Consider the following 17749-nt stretch of genomic DNA (forward strand, 5'->3'; position numbering starts at 1 on the left):
TAGAGGTGACGGATCTGGAGAGTGACTGGTGCTCGACACGCTGACGGCGGCGCTGCGCTCGCTGCTGCCTCCCGACTCGGTGATCACCGATCCGGTACGCCTGCGCACCTACGAGTGCGACGGGCTGACCAGCCACCGGGCGACGCCGGGCGTGGTCGTGCTGCCCGCGACCGCCGAGCAGGTCGCCGGGGTCGTCCGGCTGTGCAATGACTTCGGGGTGCCGTTCGTGGCCAGGGGGTCGGGCACGGGCCTGTCGGGCGGCGCGCTCCCCCGCGAGGACGGCGTGCTCATCGTCACCTCGAAGATGCGCCGGATCCTGGAGATCGACCTGCCCGACCGCAGGGCCGTGGTCGAGCCGGGCGTGACGAACCTGGCGATCACCGAGGCCGTGCGCGACGCGGGCTACTACTACGCCCCCGATCCCTCCAGCCAGCAGGTCTGCTCGATCGGCGGCAACGTGGCCGAGAACTCCGGCGGCGCCCACTGCCTCAAGTACGGCTTCACGGTCAACCACGTCGAGGCGTGCGAGATCGTCACCCCCGACGGCGACCTGGTCGTCCTCGACCGCATGGACCCGGGCTACGACCTGCTCGGCGCGTTCGTCGGCTCGGAGGGCACGCTGGGCATCGCCACCAGGATCACCGTACGGCTGAGCCGGGCGCCGGAGGCGGTGACCACGGTGCTGGCCGCGTTCGAGGACATCGAGCAGGGCGGCCGGGCGGTGTCGGCGATCATCGGGGCGGGCATCGTGCCGGCCGCGATCGAGATGATGGACGCGCTGGCCGTCGAGGCCGCCGAGGCGGCGGTCGCCTGCTCCTACCCGCGGGGAGCGGGCGCGGTGCTGATCGTGGAGCTGGACGGGCCGCAGGAGTCGGTCGAGCGGGAGTTCGCGCGACTGACGGAGATCTGCTCGGACGCGTTCGAGCTGCGCGTGGCGGCCGGTCCCGAGGAGCGCGCGGCCATCTGGAAGGGGCGCAAGTCGGCCTTCGCGGCGGTCGGCCGGATCAGCCCGGCCTACATCGTCCAGGACGGCGTCGTGCCGCGCACGTCGCTGCCCGGCGTGCTGGCGGCCATCGACCGGCTCTCGCGCGAGCACGGCATCAGGGTGGCCAACGTCTTCCACGCCGGCGACGGCAACCTGCACCCGCTGGTGCTGTTCGACGACGCCGAACCGGGCGCGGGCGAGCGGGCCGAGGCGGTCTCGGGCGCGATCCTCGACCTGTGCGTCGAGCACGGCGGCTCGATCACCGGCGAGCACGGCGTCGGGGTGGACAAGGCCCGCTACATGCCGAAGATGTTCACCGGCGCCGATCTGGACACCATGCAGCTCGTCCGGTGCGCGTTCGACCCGGGCGGCCTGTCCAACCCGGGCAAGGTGTTCCCCACGCCGCGGTTGTGCGGCGAGGTGCCGGGCGTGCGCAAGGGTACGCACCCGCTGGTCGAGTCGGGCAGGGCGGAGCAGTTCTGATGGCGGATCCGTTCTCGGGCACCGGCGTGACGGTCAGGGCGGCCGGGCCCGAAGACCCCGCGCACGAGTGGGGGGCCCGGTGGGTGGCACTGCCGGAGACCGTGGAGGAGGTCGCCGCCGTGCTGCGCGTGTGCGCCGCGGCCGACCTGGCGGCGATGCCCGCGGGAAGCGGCACGAAGCTGCATTGGGGTCCGCCGCCGGAGCGGTGCGACGTGCTGCTCGGCCTGTCCCGCCTGGACGCGGTCCTGGAGCACGCGGCGGGCGACCTGGTGGTGCGCGCGCAGGCCGGCGTGCGGACGGCGGCGCTGGCGGCGGCGCTCGCGGCGCGGGGGCAGGAGCTGGCGCTCGACGTGCCGTTCGGCGAGCAGGCGACCGTCGGGGGCACCCTCGCCGCCGCCCTGCCCGGCCCCCGCGCCTTCCGCCACGGCACCGCCCGCGACCTGCTCATCGGCGTCACGGTGGTGCTGGCCGACGGCACGGTCGCCCGGTCGGGCGGCAAGGTGGTCAAGAACGTCGCGGGCTACGACCTCGGCAAGCTGTTCACCGGCTCGTACGGCACCCTCGGGGTGATCGCGGAGGCCACGTTCCGGCTGCATCCGCTGCCCGGCGAGCGGCGCTGGGTGGTCGCCGGGATGCCCGCGGACGACGTTCCGGGCGCCGCGGCGGCGCTGGCGGCCGCGCAGGCCGAGCCGAGCGCGGTCGAGGTGGACCGTCCGGAGCCGGACGGGCCGGTGACGCTGGCGGTGCTGGTGGAGGGCACGGCCGCGCAGGCACGCGCCGAGGCGCTGCGCGACCTGGCCGGCGGCGGGGCGGTGACCGGCGAGCCGCCGTCCTGGTGGGGGGTCGTCCCACGGGGTGAGGTGCTGGTCGAGGTGCGTTTCCCACCCGCGGCGGCGGACGCGGCGCTGCGGGCGGCGGCCGGGTGCGGCCTGTCGCTGCGCGGGTCGGTGGTCGCCGGCCGGGTGCTGCTGGAGCCGGGCGTCCCCGTCGCCGAGGACGCGCTGCGGGGCCTGGTGAACGGGCTGCGGCAGCGGGTCGAGGCCGCGGGTGGCCGGGTGAACGTGCTGGCCGCGCCGTACGCCGGGGTCGACAGGTGGGGACGGGTGAGCGCGCTGCCGTTGATGCGGCGGGTCAAGGAACGCTTCGACCCCGGGCGCAGGATGTCGCCCGGACGGCTGGCGGGAGGACTGTGACCATGGACCCGGAGCTGATCGGCGACTGCGTGCACTGCGGGTTCTGCCTGCCGACGTGCCCGACGTACGCGTTGTGGGGCGAGGAGATGGACTCGCCGCGCGGGCGCATCCACCTGATGAAGCAGCACGTCGAGGGCACTCCGGTCACCCCGGAGATGGCCGGGCACTTCGACGCCTGCCTGGGCTGCATGGCGTGCGTCACGGCGTGCCCGTCGGGCGTGCGCTACGACCGGCTGATCGAGCAGACCCGGGCCGAGGTCGAGCGCACGCACGTGCGCGAGCCGCGGGAGCGGGCGGTGCGCGAGATCGTGTTCAGCCTGTTCCCCTACCCGCGCAGGCTGCGGCTGCTGCGGCCGACGATGTGGCTGGCCGGGCGGATGGCGCCGTTCCTGACGCGCGCCCATCCGAGCCTGGGCGCCATGGCCGCGCTCGCGCCGCGCGTGGAGCACCGGCAGCGTCTGCCGCGCCTGGTCAGGGCCAGGGGCAGGCGCAGGGCCGTGGTCGCGATGCTCACCGGGTGCGTGCAGGGCGAGTTCTTCCCGCAGGTGAACGCGGCCACCGCGCGGGTGCTGGCGCTGGAGGGCTGCGACGTGCTCGTCCCGGCCGGGCAGGGCTGCTGCGGGGCGCTCAGCGTGCACGCCGGGCGCGCCGACCAGGCCCGGCGGCTGGCGCGCCGGACGGTCAGGGCGTTCAGGAGGGCGGGGGTCGAGACGGTCGTGGTGAACGCGGCCGGCTGCGGCTCGGTGATGAAGGAGTACGGCGAGCTGTTCGGCGCCGATCCGGGGTTCCGGGTGCGGGACCTGTCGGAGTTCCTGGCCGAGCTGGGCCCGGCGGCCAGGCGGCATCCGCTGCCGCTCACCGTCGCCTACCACGTCGCCTGTCACCTGGCCCACGCCCAGGGCGTCCGGGCGCAGCCGCGCGAGCTGCTGCGCGGCATCCCCGGGCTGGAGCTGCGAGAGGTCCCCGAGTCGGCGATCTGCTGCGGGTCGGCGGGGACGTACAACATCCTGCAGCCGGAGGCGGCCCGCGACCTCGGCGACCGGAAGGCGGAGGCGGTCGCCTCGACCGGGGCCGAGCTGCTGGTCTCGGCCAATCCGGGATGCACGATGCAGATCGCCACGGCGATGCGCCGGGCCGGGAAGGAGATCAGGGTGGCCCACACCGCCGAGGTGCTGGACGCTTCCTTGCGCGGGGTGTCGCTGTGAGCGTGCAGTCGGTCGAGCGGGCGCTCGACGTGCTGGAGGCGCTGGCCGAGCACGGCGGCGAGGCCGGGCTGTCGGAGATAGCGGCGCGGACGGGCCTGCCGTACGGGACGATCCACCGGCTGCTGCAGACGCTGCTCGCCCGCGGTTACGTGCGCCAGGAGTCCGACCGCCGGTACGCGCTGGGCGGCGGCCTGGTCCGCCTGGGCGGCATCGCGGAGAGCATGGTGGGCGTGTGGGCGCAGCCGTACCTGACGCGGATGGTGGAGCTGTCCGGCGAGACCGCGAACCTGGCGGTGCTCGAAGGCGACTTCGTCGTCTACGTGGCGCAGGTGCCCTCGCCGCGCAGGTTGCGCATGTTCGCCGAGGTCGGCCGGCGGGTGCTGCCGCACAGCACGGCCGTGGGCAAGGCGCTGCTGGCCGGGCGGGCGGCCGCCGAGGCGATGGCGGTGTTCGAGCGTACGGGCATGCCGCGGCGCACCCCGAACACGATCACCGACACGGCCGGCATGCTGGCCGAGCTCGACCGGGTCAATGAGCGCGGCTACGCGATGGACCTGGGCGAGGAGGAGCTGGGCGTCCACTGCCTGGCGGTGCCCGTCCGGGACGGCGAGCGGGTGGTGGCCGCGATGTCGGTGTCGGGGCCGGCCGAGCGCATCGACGCCCTCGACCGCGACGAGCTGGCCGAGGGCATGCGGAGGATCGCCTCCGACTTCGGCCGCGAGCTCGCCCCGGCCACGTCGAAGTAGCGCCTGCCGAACGGCTCCGGCGGCTATTCTGTTGCGCTGTGAGCAACAGCACGACGGTTCAGTCCGTCGACCGGGCCATCGCGATCCTGGAGATCCTGGCCCGCGAGGGCGCCACCCGGGTGACGGACCTCGCGGTCGAGCTCGACGTGCACAAGTCCACGGCGTTCCGGCTGCTGGCCGCCCTGGAGCAGGGCGGGCTGGTGGAGCAGAGCGGCGACCGGGGGCGCTACCGGCTGGGGTTCGGCGTCGTACGGCTGGCCGGCGCGGCCACGGCCCAGCTCGACCTGTCCAGGGAGGGCCGCGAGGTGTGCCTGCGGCTGGCCGAGGCGGTCGGCGAGACCGTCAACATCGCGGTCCCCCAGGACGGCGACACGGTCAACATCAGCCAGGTGCGCGGCCCGGCGGCGATCAGCGGCCACAACTGGGTCGGCCAGCGCACCCCGTCGCACGCCACCTCCAGCGGCAAGGTGCTGCTCGCCTTCGGCGCCCTGCGCCTGGCCGGCGAGCTGGAGCGCTTCACCCCCCGCACCGTCACCTCTCCGGCCGGCCTGGGCCTGGAGGAGATCAGGCGGCGTGGCTGGGCGGCCACGGTGGAGGAGCTGGAGGTCGGGCTGAACGCGGTGGCGGCGCCGATCCGAGGGGCCGACGGCTCGGTGGTGGCCGCGGTCAGCGCGTCCGGGCCGTCGTACCGGCTCACGCCCGAGCGGCTGCCCGAGGTCGGCGAGCTGCTTGCCGCGGGCGCGAGGGAGATAAGCCAGCGCATCGGCTATTACCGTTGAGAGCATGTGCAGAAGCATCAAGACCCTGCGGCCGCCGTACGCCGAGAGCGTGACCGAGGACGACGTGCGGGCCGCCGCGCTCCAGTACGTCAGGAAGATCTCCGGCTTCCGCGCCCCGGCCGCCCACAACGCCGAGGCGTTCGACCGGGCGGTGGAGGCGATCACCAGGGCGTCCGAGGAGTTGCTGGGGGCGCTGGAAGTTCGCGGAGGTCGTTGACACGTCCGCGCCGCCGGAGAAGTCTCCCTGGCATATGACCCAGTCATCCCCGGGGAGCTGCCATGATCAGCGGGTTGTACGAGGGGCAGGACGGTGATTCCCGGCTCGCGCTCCGGGTCGACGTCGACGGGCCGAGGCCCACCGGCAGGGTCAGCGGCGACCTGTTCACCGTGACGGGCTCGACGCCCTCCTACGCCGGCTCGTTCGTCGTCGGCGCCCCGGCCGTGCGGGCCGAGGGGGACGGCACGCGCGTCGAGGGGCGGGGCGCGTTCACCTTCGACACCCCCGACCAGCACGTCACGGTCACGGTCACCGGCCGGGACGGCACGGCGACGCTGGCCGGGCGCGACTTCCGGCTGGCCTTCTCCTCCCCGTACTTCCGCAGCGTGCTGCTGGAGCAGGACTCGGTGGCCGGGACCGTGCCGTTCGTGTCGTACGGCACGGGCTCGCTGCCCGCGCCGACCGGCTGCCCGGCCAGGACGCTGAGCGTCGCCGCCGCCTACGCCGAGGCCGGCGTCGAGCTGACCCTCGCCCCGCCTGGCGTGATCCCGGTGGACGGCTCCGGCGCCGACCTGGCCTGGGACGACGCCGAGCTGCACCACGCCATGACCCAGCACTTCAGCGCGTACGCGGACGGGCCGGCCTGGCGGGTGTGGCTGCTGGTGGCGAGCAGGCACGTCAGCGGCTACCGGGGCATCATGTTCGACTACGACGGCGCCTCCCAGCGGCAGGGCTCGGCCGTCTTCCACGACGAGATCAAGGGCACGACGCCGCAGGCCCAGCGGGCGCAGCTGCGGACGTACATGCACGAGCTGGGGCACGCGTTCAACCTGCTGCACTCCTGGCAGAAGGACCTGGCCGTGCCGCCGCAGCCGCTCGGCCCCGGCGGCGGCTTCGGCGACCTGTCGTGGATGAACTACGTGCAGAACTACCGTCCGGGGGGCGAGCCGGGCTACTGGGCGGCCTTCCCGTTCCAGTTCACCGACGCGGAGCTGGTCCACCTCCGCCACGGCTTCTACCGGGACGTGGCCATGGGCGCGAACGCCTTCGGCACCGGGGCCGCCGAGGCGACCCCGTTCGAGCAGCCGGTCGAGGGCGACTCAGGGCTGCGGCTGGAGCTGCGCGCCAAGGAGTCGTTCGAGCTGGGCGAGCCGGTCGTGGTGGAGCTCAAGCTCGCCGTCACGGGCGGGCCGCGCGCCACGCACTGCCACCTGCATCCCGACACCGAGTTCAGCCAGGTCTCGATCACCCGGCCGGACGGCGGGACCGTCCTGTACCGGCCGATGATGCGCCACTGCGTGGACGCCTCCCCGCAGATCCGCCTGGACGACCGCAACCCGGCCGTGTACCGCAGCGCCTACGTCGGCCACGGCCGCGACGGCCACTACTTCCAGCGGCCCGGCGAGTACCGGGTACGCGCCCGGTACGTCGCCGCCGACGGCTCCCGCGTCCTGTCCCCGCCGTGCGTGATCCGGGTGCGCCCGCCCGCCGGCCGGGACGACCACGCGGTGGCCGAGCTGATGCTGGGCGAGCAGCAGGGCAAGCTGTTCTCGCTGCTCGGCTCGGACTCGCCCGCCCTGCACGCCGGCAACCAGGCGCTCGACGAGCTGCTCGACCGGTACGGCGGCCACCCGCTCGCCGTCTACGCCCGGCTGGTCAAGGGCCTCAACGCCGAACGCGGGTTCAAGGCGCTGACCGCGGGCAACCGGTTGCGCGTCCGGCCGCCCGACCCCGAGCAGGGCATCGAGCACCTGTCCCGGGTCGTCCGGCAGGACGGCATCGACAACATCACCCTCAACCTGGTGCTGCGCCGCCTGGCTCGGGCCGAGGCCCGGCGGGGCGACCTGGCGCGGGCCTCCGCCGTCCTGGACCGGATGGTGGGGCTGTTCGCGTCGAAGGGCGTCAACCCGACCGTGCTCGGACAGATCAGGCGGCAGGCGGAACGCCAGAAGTCGGCGCTCGCCGCCGAGTCCTGAGGGCCCGGCGGACCGGTCAGCGGGTGGCGGGGCCGTCGGGGGTGCAGAAGATCTTGAGTTCGACCTCCTCGCCGTCCTCCGGCTCGAACTCGACCTTCGCCTCGCGGGCCGGGCCGGGCTGGACGCCGTCCACCGAGTAGCCCTGGGCGGGACTCCAGGAGCGCAGGGTGACCAGGCCGCCGGAGCAGGAGGCGATCACCGTGCCGGCCGGGGTGCGCATGAGCCGGTCCTGGGCGCGGGCGGACGTCCGCGGCATGGGCGTGGCGGCGCGCGCGGTGGCCGTGGAGAGCGCGGCGCGCACCTCCGGCCCGCTGAGCACCCGGCTGGACGTGCCGGTCACCCCGGTTCCGAGCAGGCCGAGCACGGCCACGGCCGCCCCGGTCGCGGCGGCCGCGGTGACGGCCCAGGCCAGCACGAGACGCTTCACGCCCTCACCCTCCCCCACGTACGGCTAAGCGCAGGTTAAGGCGACGCCAACGATGCTCGGTGCATCGCCACGGACCGTCTACGGTTTGGGTATATGGCTGACATCCTGCTCATCGAGGACGACGTGACCATCCGGACATCGTTGAGCCGGGGCCTGCGCGATCTCGGCCACGCGGTCTCCTCGTCCCCGACCGCGCTGGAGGGGTTGCGGCTGGCCGTGCAGGACCGTCCCGACCTGATCGTGCTCGACCTGGGCCTGCCCGACCTCGACGGCGTCGAGCTGCTGCGCATGTTGCGGGCGGTGAGCCGGGTGCCGGTGATCGTGGCGACCGCCCGCGACGGCGACGCCGAGATGGTGCCCGTCCTGGACGCGGGGGCCGACGACTACGTGGTCAAGCCGTACAGCGCCCGGCAGCTCGACGCCCGGGTGCGGGCGGTGCTGCGGCGCGCGGGCGAGGCCGCGCCGGAGCCGCTGGCCGTGGGCGGGCTACGGGTCGATCCCCGTGCGCGCACGGCCACGCTCGACGGCGTGTCCCTCGACCTCACGCCGCGCGAGTTCGACGTACTGCACTTCCTCGCGGCCCGGCCCGGCGAGGTGGTCACCAAGCGCGAGCTGCTGACCGAGGTGTGGCGGCTCCCGTACGGCGGCGCCGACAAGACCGTGGACGTGCACCTGTCGTGGCTGCGCAGGAAGCTCGGCGAGACCGCGGCCGAGCCCCGCTACCTGCACACCGTCAGGGGCGTCGGGGTCAAGCTGGTCGGACCGTCGTGAGGCGCTGGCTGGCGCTGCTGGTGGCGGCGACGACGTCGCTCGTGCTGATCGCGCTGCTGGTACCGATGGCGCTGCTGATCGGCACGGTGGCCGAGAACGGCGCGATGAGCCGGGCCACCGCCGCCGCCGAGTCCGTCGCGGTCGCGGTCGGCACGCCCGACCTGCCGCTGGCCGTCGAGCAGGTGCCGCGGCGGGTGACGGTGTTCCTGCCCGGCGGGGGCACGATGGGCGCGCCCGCCGGTCGTTCCGACGCCGTGCGGCTGGCCGCGACGGGCCGCAGCGTGACCGCCGTCGCCCCCGGCGGCCGGGAGGTGCTGGTCTCGGCGCAGTCCCCCGACGGCACGGCCGTGATCAGGGTGTTCGTGCCGGACGACGAGCTGACGCACGGCGTGCGGGCGGCCTGGCTGGCGCTGCTCGTGCTCGGGCTGGGGCTCGTGGTGCTCGGCATCGTGCTGGCCGACCGGCTGGCGCTGGCCGTGACCAGGCCCGTGGTCGGACTGGCCCGCGTGTCGCACCGGCTGGCCGGCGGCGACCTGAGCGCGCGGGCCGAGCCGGGCGGGCCGCCGGAGGTGCGGTCGGTGGCGCTGGCGCTCAACCATCTGGCCGGGCGCATCGGCGACCTGCTGGCCGCCGAGCGCGAGTCGGTCGCCGACCTGTCGCACCGGCTGCGCACGCCGCTGACCGGCCTGCGGCTGGAGGCCGAGTCGCTGCGCGACCCGGAGGATGCCGCCCGGGTCCAGGCCCGGGTGGACGCGCTGGAGCGGGCGGTCAGCGCGGTCATCACCGAGGCGCGGCGGCGCTCGGCCGGGCGCGGCTCGTGCGACGCGGCCGAGGTGGTGCGCGAGCGGGTGCGCTTCTGGTCGGTGCTGGCCGAGGACCAGGGGCGGCCGGTGTCGGTGTCGCTGCCCGACGCGCCCGCGCCGGTCGCCGTCGGCGGCAAGGAGCTGGCCGCGTGCGTGGACGCGCTGCTCGGCAACGTGTTCGCGCACACCCCGGAGGGGACCGCCATGGCCGTCCGGTTGTCGTCCCGACCGGCCGGGGCCCTGCTGGTCGTCGAGGACTCGGGGCCGGGGTTCGACCCGGCATCGCTGGAGCGGGGGATCAGCGGGGGCGGCTCGACCGGCCTGGGGCTGGACATCGCGCGGCGCACCGCCGAGTCGTGCGGCGGCACGCTCGCCGTCACGGCGCCCGAGGGCGGCGGGGCCCGCGTGGAGCTGACGCTGACCGCCCCCGACGATGCTCTCAGCAGTCCTTGAGTATGCCTGCCATCGCGCTCTTCTCGCCGTCGGTGATCCAGACGTCGTACTTGCTCTTCACGTCGATCTGGCGGGCGATGTAGGCGCACCGGTACGCCTTGCGCGGCGGCAGCCAGGTGGCCGCGTCGGAGTCGCTCTTCTGGTTGTTCAGCGGGCCGTCCACCGCCATCAGGTTCAGCGGGTCGTTGGCGAACTCCTTGCGCTTGGTGGGCGACCACTGCTGCGCGCCCTTCTGCCAGGCGTCCGACAGCGGCACCAGGTGGTCGATCTGGACGGCCGTGCTGGTGTCCTGGCCGCGCTTGAACTTGATGGTCTTGCCGCTGTAGGGGTCGTCCAGCGTGCCGGTGAGCACGATGCAGTCGTGGGTGCCCGACTTGAACGTCTCGTCCTTCAGGTCGCGCTTGAGGATGTCGTTGCGGGTGTCGCAGCCGTTGTGGTCGACGTCGGCCCAGGCGGGGCCGAACTTGTCGCGGTCGAAGCCGGTGCGCGGGGCTCGGCCCTTGACCTTGAGCTTGTCCAGCTTCTTGCGGGCGTCCGAGACCGACGCAGAGTCCGGTTTGGCCGGGTCGGGGCCGCCGCCCGACTGCGCCTCCAGGCCGCCGCAGCCGGCCAACATCGTCACCATGGCCACACCGGCCGTGAACGCCCGTACGCGCACGTGATCCCCCAGACTTCGGTTTTCGTAAAGTCTAGGTATAGCAAGTACCCCTAAATGGTCCTATAACGCTAAAAGAGCGTCCAACAGCCACTCTGCCAGGTACGCGGTGAACGACGACCTGACGTGGATCCGGTACTCGCCGGGCGCCCGCCGTTCCAGGATCACCGAGGCCCGGCCCAGCAGCGTCTGCGCGTGCCCGGGGAACACATCGGGATGCAGGTCCACGGGACAGCCGGTGATCAGGACGTCGTCCGCCCCCGGCCCGGACAGCTCCAGGATCGTCCGCTGCCCCGAGACGTCCACCCAGCCGGGCCCCGGCGTGGCGTCCCCGGTCACCAGCCACCACGACGGGCCGAGCCGCAGGCCCACACCGGGATCGGCGCCCCGGACCTCCCACATCGGCTCGAACGGCAGCTCGCGCAGCCGCACGGACGGCCCGCTCGCCGCCGCGAACCGCCCGGCGAACGCCGCCGCCGGGCTCTCCCGCGCCGGGACGCCCCCGAGGACCGCGGGCGCGTCCTCCTCCAGGGGGTCGCCGTCGCGGCGGGTGTTGTCCGGGTCGTACAGGACCGGCTCGACGACCGTCACGCCGGTGGCCGCCGCCCCGGACACCGCGGTGAGCCGGTCCCCGGGCACGACGTCCCTGACCATGGCCAGCCCGAACGTACGGCCGAGCGCCGCACTGGCGTAGCCGGACGTCACGTGCCCCAGCATCGGCGCGCCCGGCCCGCCCCTGACGAGCTGGGCGCCCTCCTCGATCGGCGCCGCGGGGTCGTCGGCGAGCAGGCCGACCAGGCGTTTGCGGCCGTCGCGGGCGGTGTCGGGGCGGGCGTGCGAGCGTTTGCCCACGAAGTCGGGCTTGCGCGGGGAGACGATCCACGACATGCCGAGGTCCCGCGGCGTGACCGTGCCATCGGTCTCCTGGCCGACGATGGCGAACCCCTTCTCGGCCCGCAGCACGTGCATCGCCTCGGTCCCGTACGGCACCGCGCCCAGCTCCAGCACCGCCTCCCACAACGCCCTGCCGTACGGCCAGGGCACGTTGACCTCGTAGGCCAGCTCGCCGGAGAAGCTGATCCGGAACACCCGGCCGGGCACGCCGAGCACGTCCGTCTCGGCGTACCGCATGAAGGCCAGGCCGAGCGCGCCGGGCGCGACGGCGGCGATCACCCGCCGCGCCTTGGGGCCGGCCACGGCGACCGTCGCCCAGTGGTCGGTCACCGAGGTGAAGGAGACGTCGAGCTCCGGCCACTCGGTCTGCCGCCACTCCTCCAGCCAGTCGAGCACCGCGGCGGCGTTGCCGGTGGTCGTGGTCATCAGGTAGTGGTCGTCGGCGAGCCTGGTCGTGGTGCCGTCGTCGAACACCATGCCGTCGGCCCGGCACATGAGCCCGTAGCGGCAGGCGCCGACGGCGAGCGTGGAGTACGTGTTGGTGTAGATCCGGTCCAGGAACGCGCCCGCGTCCGCGCCCCGGATGTCGATCTTGCCCAGGGTGGAGGCGTCCATGGCGGCGACGGAGGCGCGGGCGGCCACGCACTCGCGCGCCACGGCGGCCTCCATCGTCTCGCCGTCCAGCGGGAAGTAGCGGGGGCGTTTCCACTGGCCGACGTCCTCGAACACCGCGCCCGCCGCGACGTGCGAAGCGTGCATGGCGGTGGTCCTGACCGGGTCGGAGAGCGCGCCCCGGTCGCGCCCCGCCAGCGTCGCGAACGACACCGGCGTGTACGGCGGCCGGAACGTGGTCGTGCCCACCTGCCCCGGCGCGGTCCCGAGCAGGGCCGACATCACGCCCACGACGACCGCGCCCGAGGTCTTGCCCTGGTCGGCGCCGGTGCCCGCGGTGGTGTAGCGCTTGACGTGCTCGACCGAGCGCATCCCGGTCCCGGTCGCCCTGGCCAGGTCGGCCACGGTCACGTCCCGGTGCAGGTCGGCGAAGGCGGGCTCGTCGCCGTCCCCCTCGACCAGCCACAACGCGGCGGGCGGCCGCGGCGGCCGTTCGTCGCAGTCGGGCACGCGGAGCTCCCAGGCGGCCGAACCGGCGGCCTCCCGGCCGGCGGCGTGGCCGTCGGCGATGGCCTCGCGGGTGCCGTACCGGCCGCGGCAGGCGCCGGCGGAGCATTCGGCCTGGGCCGAGGCGTCCGGCACGAACGCCTGCACGCCCTCGTCGAAGCGCACCCGTCCCTGCGACTGGCTGAACAGGTGCACGGCGGGGTTCCAGCCGCCCGCCACGGCCAGCAGGTCGGCCTCGATGTACCGCTCCCCCACCCGCACACCGGTCAGCACGCCGTCCGCGCCGGCCGTGGTGCCGTTGATCACCTGCCCGGCCAGGGCGTCGGGGGTGAGTCCTTCGGGGCGCGGATCGACGATCGCGGCGATCTCCACGCCGGCCGCGCGCAGGTCCGCGGCGGCCTCGTAGCCGGAGTCGGCGCAGGCGAAGACGACCGCCCGGCGGCCGGGCGGCACGCCGTACCGGTTGGCGTAGGCGCGGGCGGCGGAGGCCAGCATGACGCCGGGCCGGTCGTTGCCGGGGAAGGCGGGCGAGCGTTCGTGGGCGCCGGTCGCCAGGATCACCCGGCGGGCCCTGATGTGCCACAGCCGCTCGCCGCGGGCCCGCCGCTCCACGGCCACCACGTAGTTGTGGTCGTGGTAGCCGACGGCCGTGGTCCTGGTGAGCACCCGCACGCCGGACAGGTCGAGCGAGTCCACCCAGTCGAGCGCGGGCGCGCCGTCGAGCAGCACCCGGCTGTTCAGCAGGTCGCCGCCCAGGCGGGGCTGGTCGTCGAGCAGGATCACCCGGGCCGCGCGCGCCGCGGCGGCCGCCGCGAGCCCGGCCGGGCCGCCGCCGACCACCAGCACGTCGCAGTGCAGGTACCCCTTGTCGCAACGCCGGTCGTCGGCCGCGTCGAGGTCCACCCGGCCCTTGCCGCGCAGGCTCCACGCCTCCAGCCCGTCGTACAGCTCCACGGTCGTGGCCGCCTGCATCGGGTCGGCACCCACGCGGACCAGGGCGTTCGGCTCCTCGGGGCCGGCCGAGAAGACGCCGCGCGGGCGGCCTGACTCGACGCCGCGGCCCACCACCCGCACCTCGTTGCGCAGCAGCGCGGCGGCCAGCGTGTCGCCGGGCTCCCCCTGGAGGGGACGGCCGTCGAAGGTGAACCTCATGGCGCCTTCCTGATCTCGTGCGTGACCGTGTGCCGTTCGACGGTGAACCAGGTCCGGCAGCCGTGCGTGTGGAACCAGCGTTCGCGGAACCAGCCCTTGGGGTTGTCACGCAGGAAGACGTAGGCGGCCCACTCCTGGTCGGACAGCTCGCCGGGGGCCTGCGGGTAGGGGATCCCGGCCTGGCCGCCGTAGTGGAACTCGTTCTCGTCGCGGGGGCCGCAGTGGGGGCAGTCGAGGAGCAGCATCAGTGGGCCACCGCCGCCGCGCCGTGCTCGTCGACGAGCGCCCCCGTGGTGAACCGCTCCAGCGCGAACGGCTCGGCGAGCGGGTGCGGCCGGCCGTTGGCGATCGTGTCGGCGTACACCCAGCCGGAGCCGGGGGTCGCCTTGAAGCCGCCGGTGCCCCACCCGGCGTTGACGTAGAGGCCGTCCACGGGGGTGGGGCCGATGATCGGGGAGGCGTCCGGCGAGACGTCGACGATCCCGGCCCACGTCCGCAGCACGCGGACCCGGCTGAACAGCGGGAACAGCTCCAGGGCCGCCGCCATCTGCGTCTCGATCACATGGGACCCGCCGCGCTGCCCGTAGGAGTTGTACGCGTCGATGCCCGCCCCCATCACCAGCTCGCCCTTGTGCGCCTGGCTGACGTACACGTGGACGGCGTTGGACATGACGACGCAGTCGAGCACCGGCTCCAGCAGCTCCGACACCAGCGCCTGGAGCGGGTGCGACTGCAGCGGCAGCCGGATCCCGGCCCGCTCGGCCAGGACCGAGGTGTGCCCGGCCGAGGCGAGCGCGACCGTGCCGGCCGCTATGGGCCCGCGCGAGGTGCGCACGCCGGTCACCCGGTTCCCGGTGATCTCGAACCCGGTCACCTCGCAGCCCTGGATCAGGTCGACGCCGTACGCGTCGGCCTTGCGGGCCAGCGCCCAGGCGACGTGGTCGTGTTTGGCGATGCCGCCGCGCCGCTGCAACGTGGCCCCCAGGACGGGGTAGCGGGCCCCGCCGGAGACGTTGACGATCGGGCAGAACTTCCTGACCTCGTCGGCGTCCAGCCATTCGGCGTCCACGCCGTTGAGCCGGTTGGCGTTGACCCGCCGCCTGCCCTCGCGCACGTCGCCCAGGTTGTGCGCCAGGTTGAGCACGCCGCGCTGGCTGAACTGCAGGTCGTAGTCCAGTTCCGCGCTCAGGCCCTCCCACAGCTTCAGCGAGTGCTCGTAGAGGGCGGCGCTCTCGTCCCACAGGTAGTTGGAGCGGATGATGGTGGTGTTGCGGGCCATGTTGCCGCCGGCCAGCCAGCCCTTCTCCAGGACGGCGACGTTCGTCAGGCCGTGGTTCCTGGCCAGGTAGTAGGCGGTGGCCAGGCCGTGCCCGCCGCCGCCCACGACGACCACGTCGTAGGAGGGCCGCGGATCGGGGTTGCGCCAGAGGAAGCCGGGGTGGGTCAACGTCTGATCTTCTCCATCCGGGGGTCGAACAGCGGCTCGGCGGCGACCTCCGCGGGCACGCGGCGGCCGAGGTAGGAGATGTCCACCCGCGTCCCCGGTGCGGCCAGCTCGGCCGGCAGCCAGGCGTAGGCGATCGGACGGCCGATGGTGTGCCCGTAGGCGGCGCTGGTGACGTACCCGGCGACGCGGCCGGCGTGCCGGACCGGTTCCTTGCCCATGACCACCTCGGCGCTGAGCAGCGGCACGAGCCTGCGGGACGGCTCGGCGCGGAGCGCGTCGCGGCCGTGGAAGTCCTTGTCCTCCTTGACCGCGAACCCCAGCCCGGCCTCGTACGGGTCGTGCTCGGTGGTCATGTCCACGCCCCAGAGCCGGTACCCCTTCTCCAGCCGGAGACTGTTGAACGCGGCCCGCCCGCCCGCGACCGGCATCCCGGTGGCCCGCAGCGTGTCCCACAGCTTGAGCCCCATGTCGGCACTGGTGTAGAGCTCCCAGCCCAGCTCGCCCACGTACGAGACGCGCATCGCGAGCACCGGGACCTGCCCGACGTACCCGGACCGGCAGGTGAAGTAGCGGAAGCCGTCGTTGGACAGGTCCATGTCCGTGAGGCCCTGCACCAGCTCCCTGGCCTGCGGCCCCCACACGCCGACGCAGCAGGTGCCGGGCGTGATGTCCCTGATGTGCACCCCGCGGGGGGCGTGCCGGGTCAGCCAGTCGAGGTCGAGGTTGCCGTTCGCGCCGAGCTGGAACCTGTCCTCCGCCAGCCGCGCCGCCGTCAGGTCGGAGCGGATGCCGCCGGCGGCGTCCAGCAGCAGGGTGTAGGTGACCGTGCCGGGCTTCCTGTCCACGTTGTTGGTGGTCATGTGCTGGAGGAAGGCCGCCGCGCCCGGGCCGCTGACCTCGATGCGCTTGAGCGAGGTCATGTCGTAGAGCGCGACCCGCTCGCGGGTGGCCCACGCCTCGGCGGCGGCGACGGGCGACCAGTAGCGGCCGGCCCACGCGTCCCGCCGGTCGGCGCCGATCCGCGGCTCGTCGAGGCCGGCGAGCAGCGGCTCGTTCGCGTCGAACCAGTGCGGCCGCTCCCATCCGGCCGACTCCAGGAAGTACGCGCCCAGCTCCACCTGGCGCGGGTGGAACGGGCTGGTCCGCATCGGGCGCGGCGACTCCATCGGCTGCAACGGGTGGATGACGTCGTAGACCTCGACGAAGTTCTGCCGGCCGCGCTCCTCGACGTAGGCGGGCGACAGTTGCGCCTGCTCGAACCTGGCCAGCTCGCACTCGTGCAGGTCCACCTGCGACCGGCCGGTCACCAGCAGCTCGGCGACCGCCCTGGCCACCCCGGCCGAGTGCGTCACCCAGACGGCCTCGGCCAGCCAGAACCCGTCGAGGTGCGGCGCCTCGCCGATCAGCGGGAAGCCGTCGGCGGTGAAGGAGAAGACGCCGTTGATGCCGTCCTCGTACTTGGACCCGGCCAGGGCGGGCAGCAGCTCGGCGGCGTCGCGCCAGGCGGGTTCGAAGTCCTCCTCGGTGAACGACTGGACCGAGGGCATGGTGGTGCTCTTGGGGCCGATCTCGTGCTGGGCGACCGGCATGGGGCGGTGGGCGTAGGAGCCGATGCCGATGCGGTCGCCGTGCTGCCGGGCGTACAGGTCGCGGTCCTGGTGGCGCAGGATGGGCCCCTCGGGCTGCGGGGGCAGGGGGCCGGACTTCGCGTACTGGTGGGCCAGCGGGAGCAGCGGCACGGTCAGCCCGGCCATCTCCCCGATCGACGGGCCCCAGAATCCGGCCGCGCACACGACCACGTCGGCCGGGATCGTCCGGTACTCCTCCGCGACCAGGCAGGACACGCCGGTGACCCGGCCGCCCTGCTGCTCGACGCCGGTCACGGTGTGCCCGCCGAGGAAGCGCGCACCGCGTTCGACGGCCCGCGCCGCCTGCGTCTCACCGCAGGCCACGGCGGCGGCCAGGCCGTCGCTCGGCACGTGGAAGCCGCCCAGCACCCGGCCGCGGTCCAGCATCGGCCACAGCTCGGCGCACTCCGCGGCCTCCAGCAGGCGGCCCTCGACGCCCCACGACTGCGCCCAGCCGAGCTTGCGGTGCAGGTCGGTCCAGCGCTCGGGGGTGGTGGCCACCTCCAGCCCGCCGACCTGCCGGAAGCAGTGCGCGCCGAGCGCGGTGTACTTGCGCACGGTGTAGGCGGCGAACTCGGTCATGGTCTTGGACGGGTTCGTCTGGAAGACCAGGCCGGGGGCGTGCGAGCTGGAGCCGCCCGCGGCGAAGAGCGGGCCCTGCTCCACCACGGTGACGTCGCTCCAGCCGCGTTCGGTGAGCTCGTCGGCCACCGCGCAACCCACGATCCCGGCTCCGATGATCACCACGCGCGGCCGACCCATCACGCCTCCGGTTGTTCCTTAATACGCAACACGCACCGGACTACGCAACGAACA

15 protein-coding genes are annotated in these 17749 nt (G+C 74.1%); 9 read left to right on the forward strand and 6 right to left on the reverse strand.

Features of this window, described 5'->3' with window-relative positions; all coding sequences use genetic code 11:
* Nucleotides 1-28: 28 nt before the first annotated feature.
* From ABZ444_RS36300 to ABZ444_RS36330, 7 genes are all read left to right on the forward strand, one after another.
* Nucleotides 29-1468 (forward strand): FAD-linked oxidase C-terminal domain-containing protein, encoded by a 1440-nt coding sequence (locus tag ABZ444_RS36300; RefSeq protein WP_358007181.1) that lies wholly within the window; start codon nucleotides 29-31, stop codon nucleotides 1466-1468.
* Nucleotides 1468-2661, forward strand: a complete 1194-nt coding sequence (locus ABZ444_RS36305; RefSeq protein ID WP_358007184.1) for an FAD-binding oxidoreductase — start codon at nucleotides 1468-1470, stop codon at nucleotides 2659-2661. The genes ABZ444_RS36300 and ABZ444_RS36305 overlap by 1 nt, the downstream gene beginning before the upstream one ends.
* A gap of 2 nt (nucleotides 2662-2663) precedes the next feature.
* Complete coding sequence (locus ABZ444_RS36310) at nucleotides 2664-3866, forward strand: heterodisulfide reductase-related iron-sulfur binding cluster (RefSeq protein WP_358007187.1); 1203 nt, start codon at nucleotides 2664-2666, stop codon at nucleotides 3864-3866.
* Nucleotides 3863-4612 (forward strand): IclR family transcriptional regulator, encoded by a 750-nt coding sequence (locus tag ABZ444_RS36315; protein WP_358007190.1) that lies wholly within the window; start codon nucleotides 3863-3865, stop codon nucleotides 4610-4612. The genes ABZ444_RS36310 and ABZ444_RS36315 overlap by 4 nt, the downstream gene beginning before the upstream one ends.
* Nucleotides 4613-4650: 38 nt before the next feature.
* The gene (locus tag ABZ444_RS36320; protein WP_358007193.1) at nucleotides 4651-5391 is read left to right on the forward strand and encodes an IclR family transcriptional regulator; all 741 of its coding nucleotides are present in this window, start codon (nucleotides 4651-4653) and stop codon (nucleotides 5389-5391) included.
* A 4-nt stretch (nucleotides 5392-5395) separates the two neighbouring features.
* A complete protein-coding gene (locus ABZ444_RS36325; RefSeq protein ID WP_352322770.1) occupies nucleotides 5396-5608 on the forward strand; it encodes a DUF2277 domain-containing protein in 213 nt (70 codons plus the stop codon).
* A 62-nt stretch (nucleotides 5609-5670) separates the two neighbouring features.
* Nucleotides 5671-7584: a hypothetical protein gene (locus ABZ444_RS36330; RefSeq protein ID WP_358007196.1), complete on the forward strand. Its 1914-nt coding sequence runs from the start codon at nucleotides 5671-5673 to the stop codon at nucleotides 7582-7584.
* 16 nt (nucleotides 7585-7600) lie between these two features.
* Here the strand turns inward: ABZ444_RS36330 and ABZ444_RS36335 are convergent, their stop codons facing one another.
* Nucleotides 7601-8011 carry a hypothetical protein gene (locus ABZ444_RS36335; RefSeq protein ID WP_358007199.1) on the reverse strand — a complete coding sequence of 137 codons (411 nt, stop codon included), beginning with the start codon at nucleotides 8009-8011 and terminating at the stop codon, nucleotides 7601-7603.
* A 93-nt stretch (nucleotides 8012-8104) separates the two neighbouring features.
* On the opposite strand from ABZ444_RS36335, the gene ABZ444_RS36340 reads away from it, so the two are divergent.
* A complete protein-coding gene (locus ABZ444_RS36340; protein WP_352322768.1) occupies nucleotides 8105-8782 on the forward strand; it encodes a response regulator transcription factor in 678 nt (225 codons plus the stop codon).
* Nucleotides 8779-10038, forward strand: coding sequence for a HAMP domain-containing sensor histidine kinase (locus ABZ444_RS36345; protein ID WP_358007202.1), 1260 nt, complete (start codon nucleotides 8779-8781; stop codon nucleotides 10036-10038). Before ABZ444_RS36340 ends, ABZ444_RS36345 begins: the two co-directional genes overlap by 4 nt.
* Here the strand turns inward: ABZ444_RS36345 and ABZ444_RS36350 are convergent.
* The 5 genes from ABZ444_RS36350 to ABZ444_RS36370 are packed head-to-tail and all read right to left on the reverse strand — an operon-like array spanning nucleotide 10025 to nucleotide 17695.
* Nucleotides 10025-10696, reverse strand: coding sequence for an HNH endonuclease family protein (locus ABZ444_RS36350; RefSeq protein WP_358007205.1), 672 nt, complete (start codon nucleotides 10694-10696; stop codon nucleotides 10025-10027). The two genes, ABZ444_RS36345 and ABZ444_RS36350, sit on opposite strands and share 14 nt — an antisense overlap.
* A gap of 60 nt (nucleotides 10697-10756) precedes the next feature.
* Nucleotides 10757-13858, reverse strand: coding sequence for a 2Fe-2S iron-sulfur cluster-binding protein (locus ABZ444_RS36355; RefSeq protein ID WP_358007208.1), 3102 nt, complete (start codon nucleotides 13856-13858; stop codon nucleotides 10757-10759).
* Nucleotides 13855-14103, reverse strand: coding sequence for a sarcosine oxidase subunit delta (locus ABZ444_RS36360; protein WP_358007211.1), 249 nt, complete (start codon nucleotides 14101-14103; stop codon nucleotides 13855-13857). The genes ABZ444_RS36355 and ABZ444_RS36360 overlap by 4 nt, the downstream gene beginning before the upstream one ends.
* Complete coding sequence (locus ABZ444_RS36365) at nucleotides 14103-15305, reverse strand: sarcosine oxidase subunit beta family protein (protein ID WP_358007214.1); 1203 nt, start codon at nucleotides 15303-15305, stop codon at nucleotides 14103-14105. Before ABZ444_RS36365 ends, ABZ444_RS36360 begins: the two co-directional genes overlap by 1 nt.
* Entirely contained in the window at nucleotides 15302-17695 is a 2394-nt protein-coding gene (locus ABZ444_RS36370; protein WP_358007217.1) for an FAD-dependent oxidoreductase, read from the reverse strand. Before ABZ444_RS36370 ends, ABZ444_RS36365 begins: the two co-directional genes overlap by 4 nt.
* Between the last annotated feature and the right edge of the window lie 54 nt (nucleotides 17696-17749).

The sequence above is a fragment of the Nonomuraea sp. NPDC005730 genome (assembly GCF_040630865.1).
GTDB lineage: Bacteria > Actinomycetota > Actinomycetes > Streptosporangiales > Streptosporangiaceae > Nonomuraea.

Coding starts and splice junctions, on each gene's coding strand:
- ABZ444_RS36360 (WP_358007211.1), bottom strand. CDS start 14,103: ATGCTGCTCCTCGACTGCCCCCACTGCGGCCCCCGCGACGAGAACGAG.
- ABZ444_RS36355 (WP_358007208.1), bottom strand. CDS start 13,858: ATGAGGTTCACCTTCGACGGCCGTCCCCTCCAGGGGGAGCCCGGCGAC.
- ABZ444_RS36330 (WP_358007196.1), top strand. CDS start 5,671: ATGATCAGCGGGTTGTACGAGGGGCAGGACGGTGATTCCCGGCTCGCG.
- ABZ444_RS36370 (WP_358007217.1), bottom strand. CDS start 17,695: ATGGGTCGGCCGCGCGTGGTGATCATCGGAGCCGGGATCGTGGGTTGC.
- ABZ444_RS36310 (WP_358007187.1), top strand. CDS start 2,664: ATGGACCCGGAGCTGATCGGCGACTGCGTGCACTGCGGGTTCTGCCTG.
- ABZ444_RS36325 (WP_352322770.1), top strand. CDS start 5,396: ATGTGCAGAAGCATCAAGACCCTGCGGCCGCCGTACGCCGAGAGCGTG.
- ABZ444_RS36305 (WP_358007184.1), top strand. CDS start 1,468: ATGGCGGATCCGTTCTCGGGCACCGGCGTGACGGTCAGGGCGGCCGGG.
- ABZ444_RS36340 (WP_352322768.1), top strand. CDS start 8,105: ATGGCTGACATCCTGCTCATCGAGGACGACGTGACCATCCGGACATCG.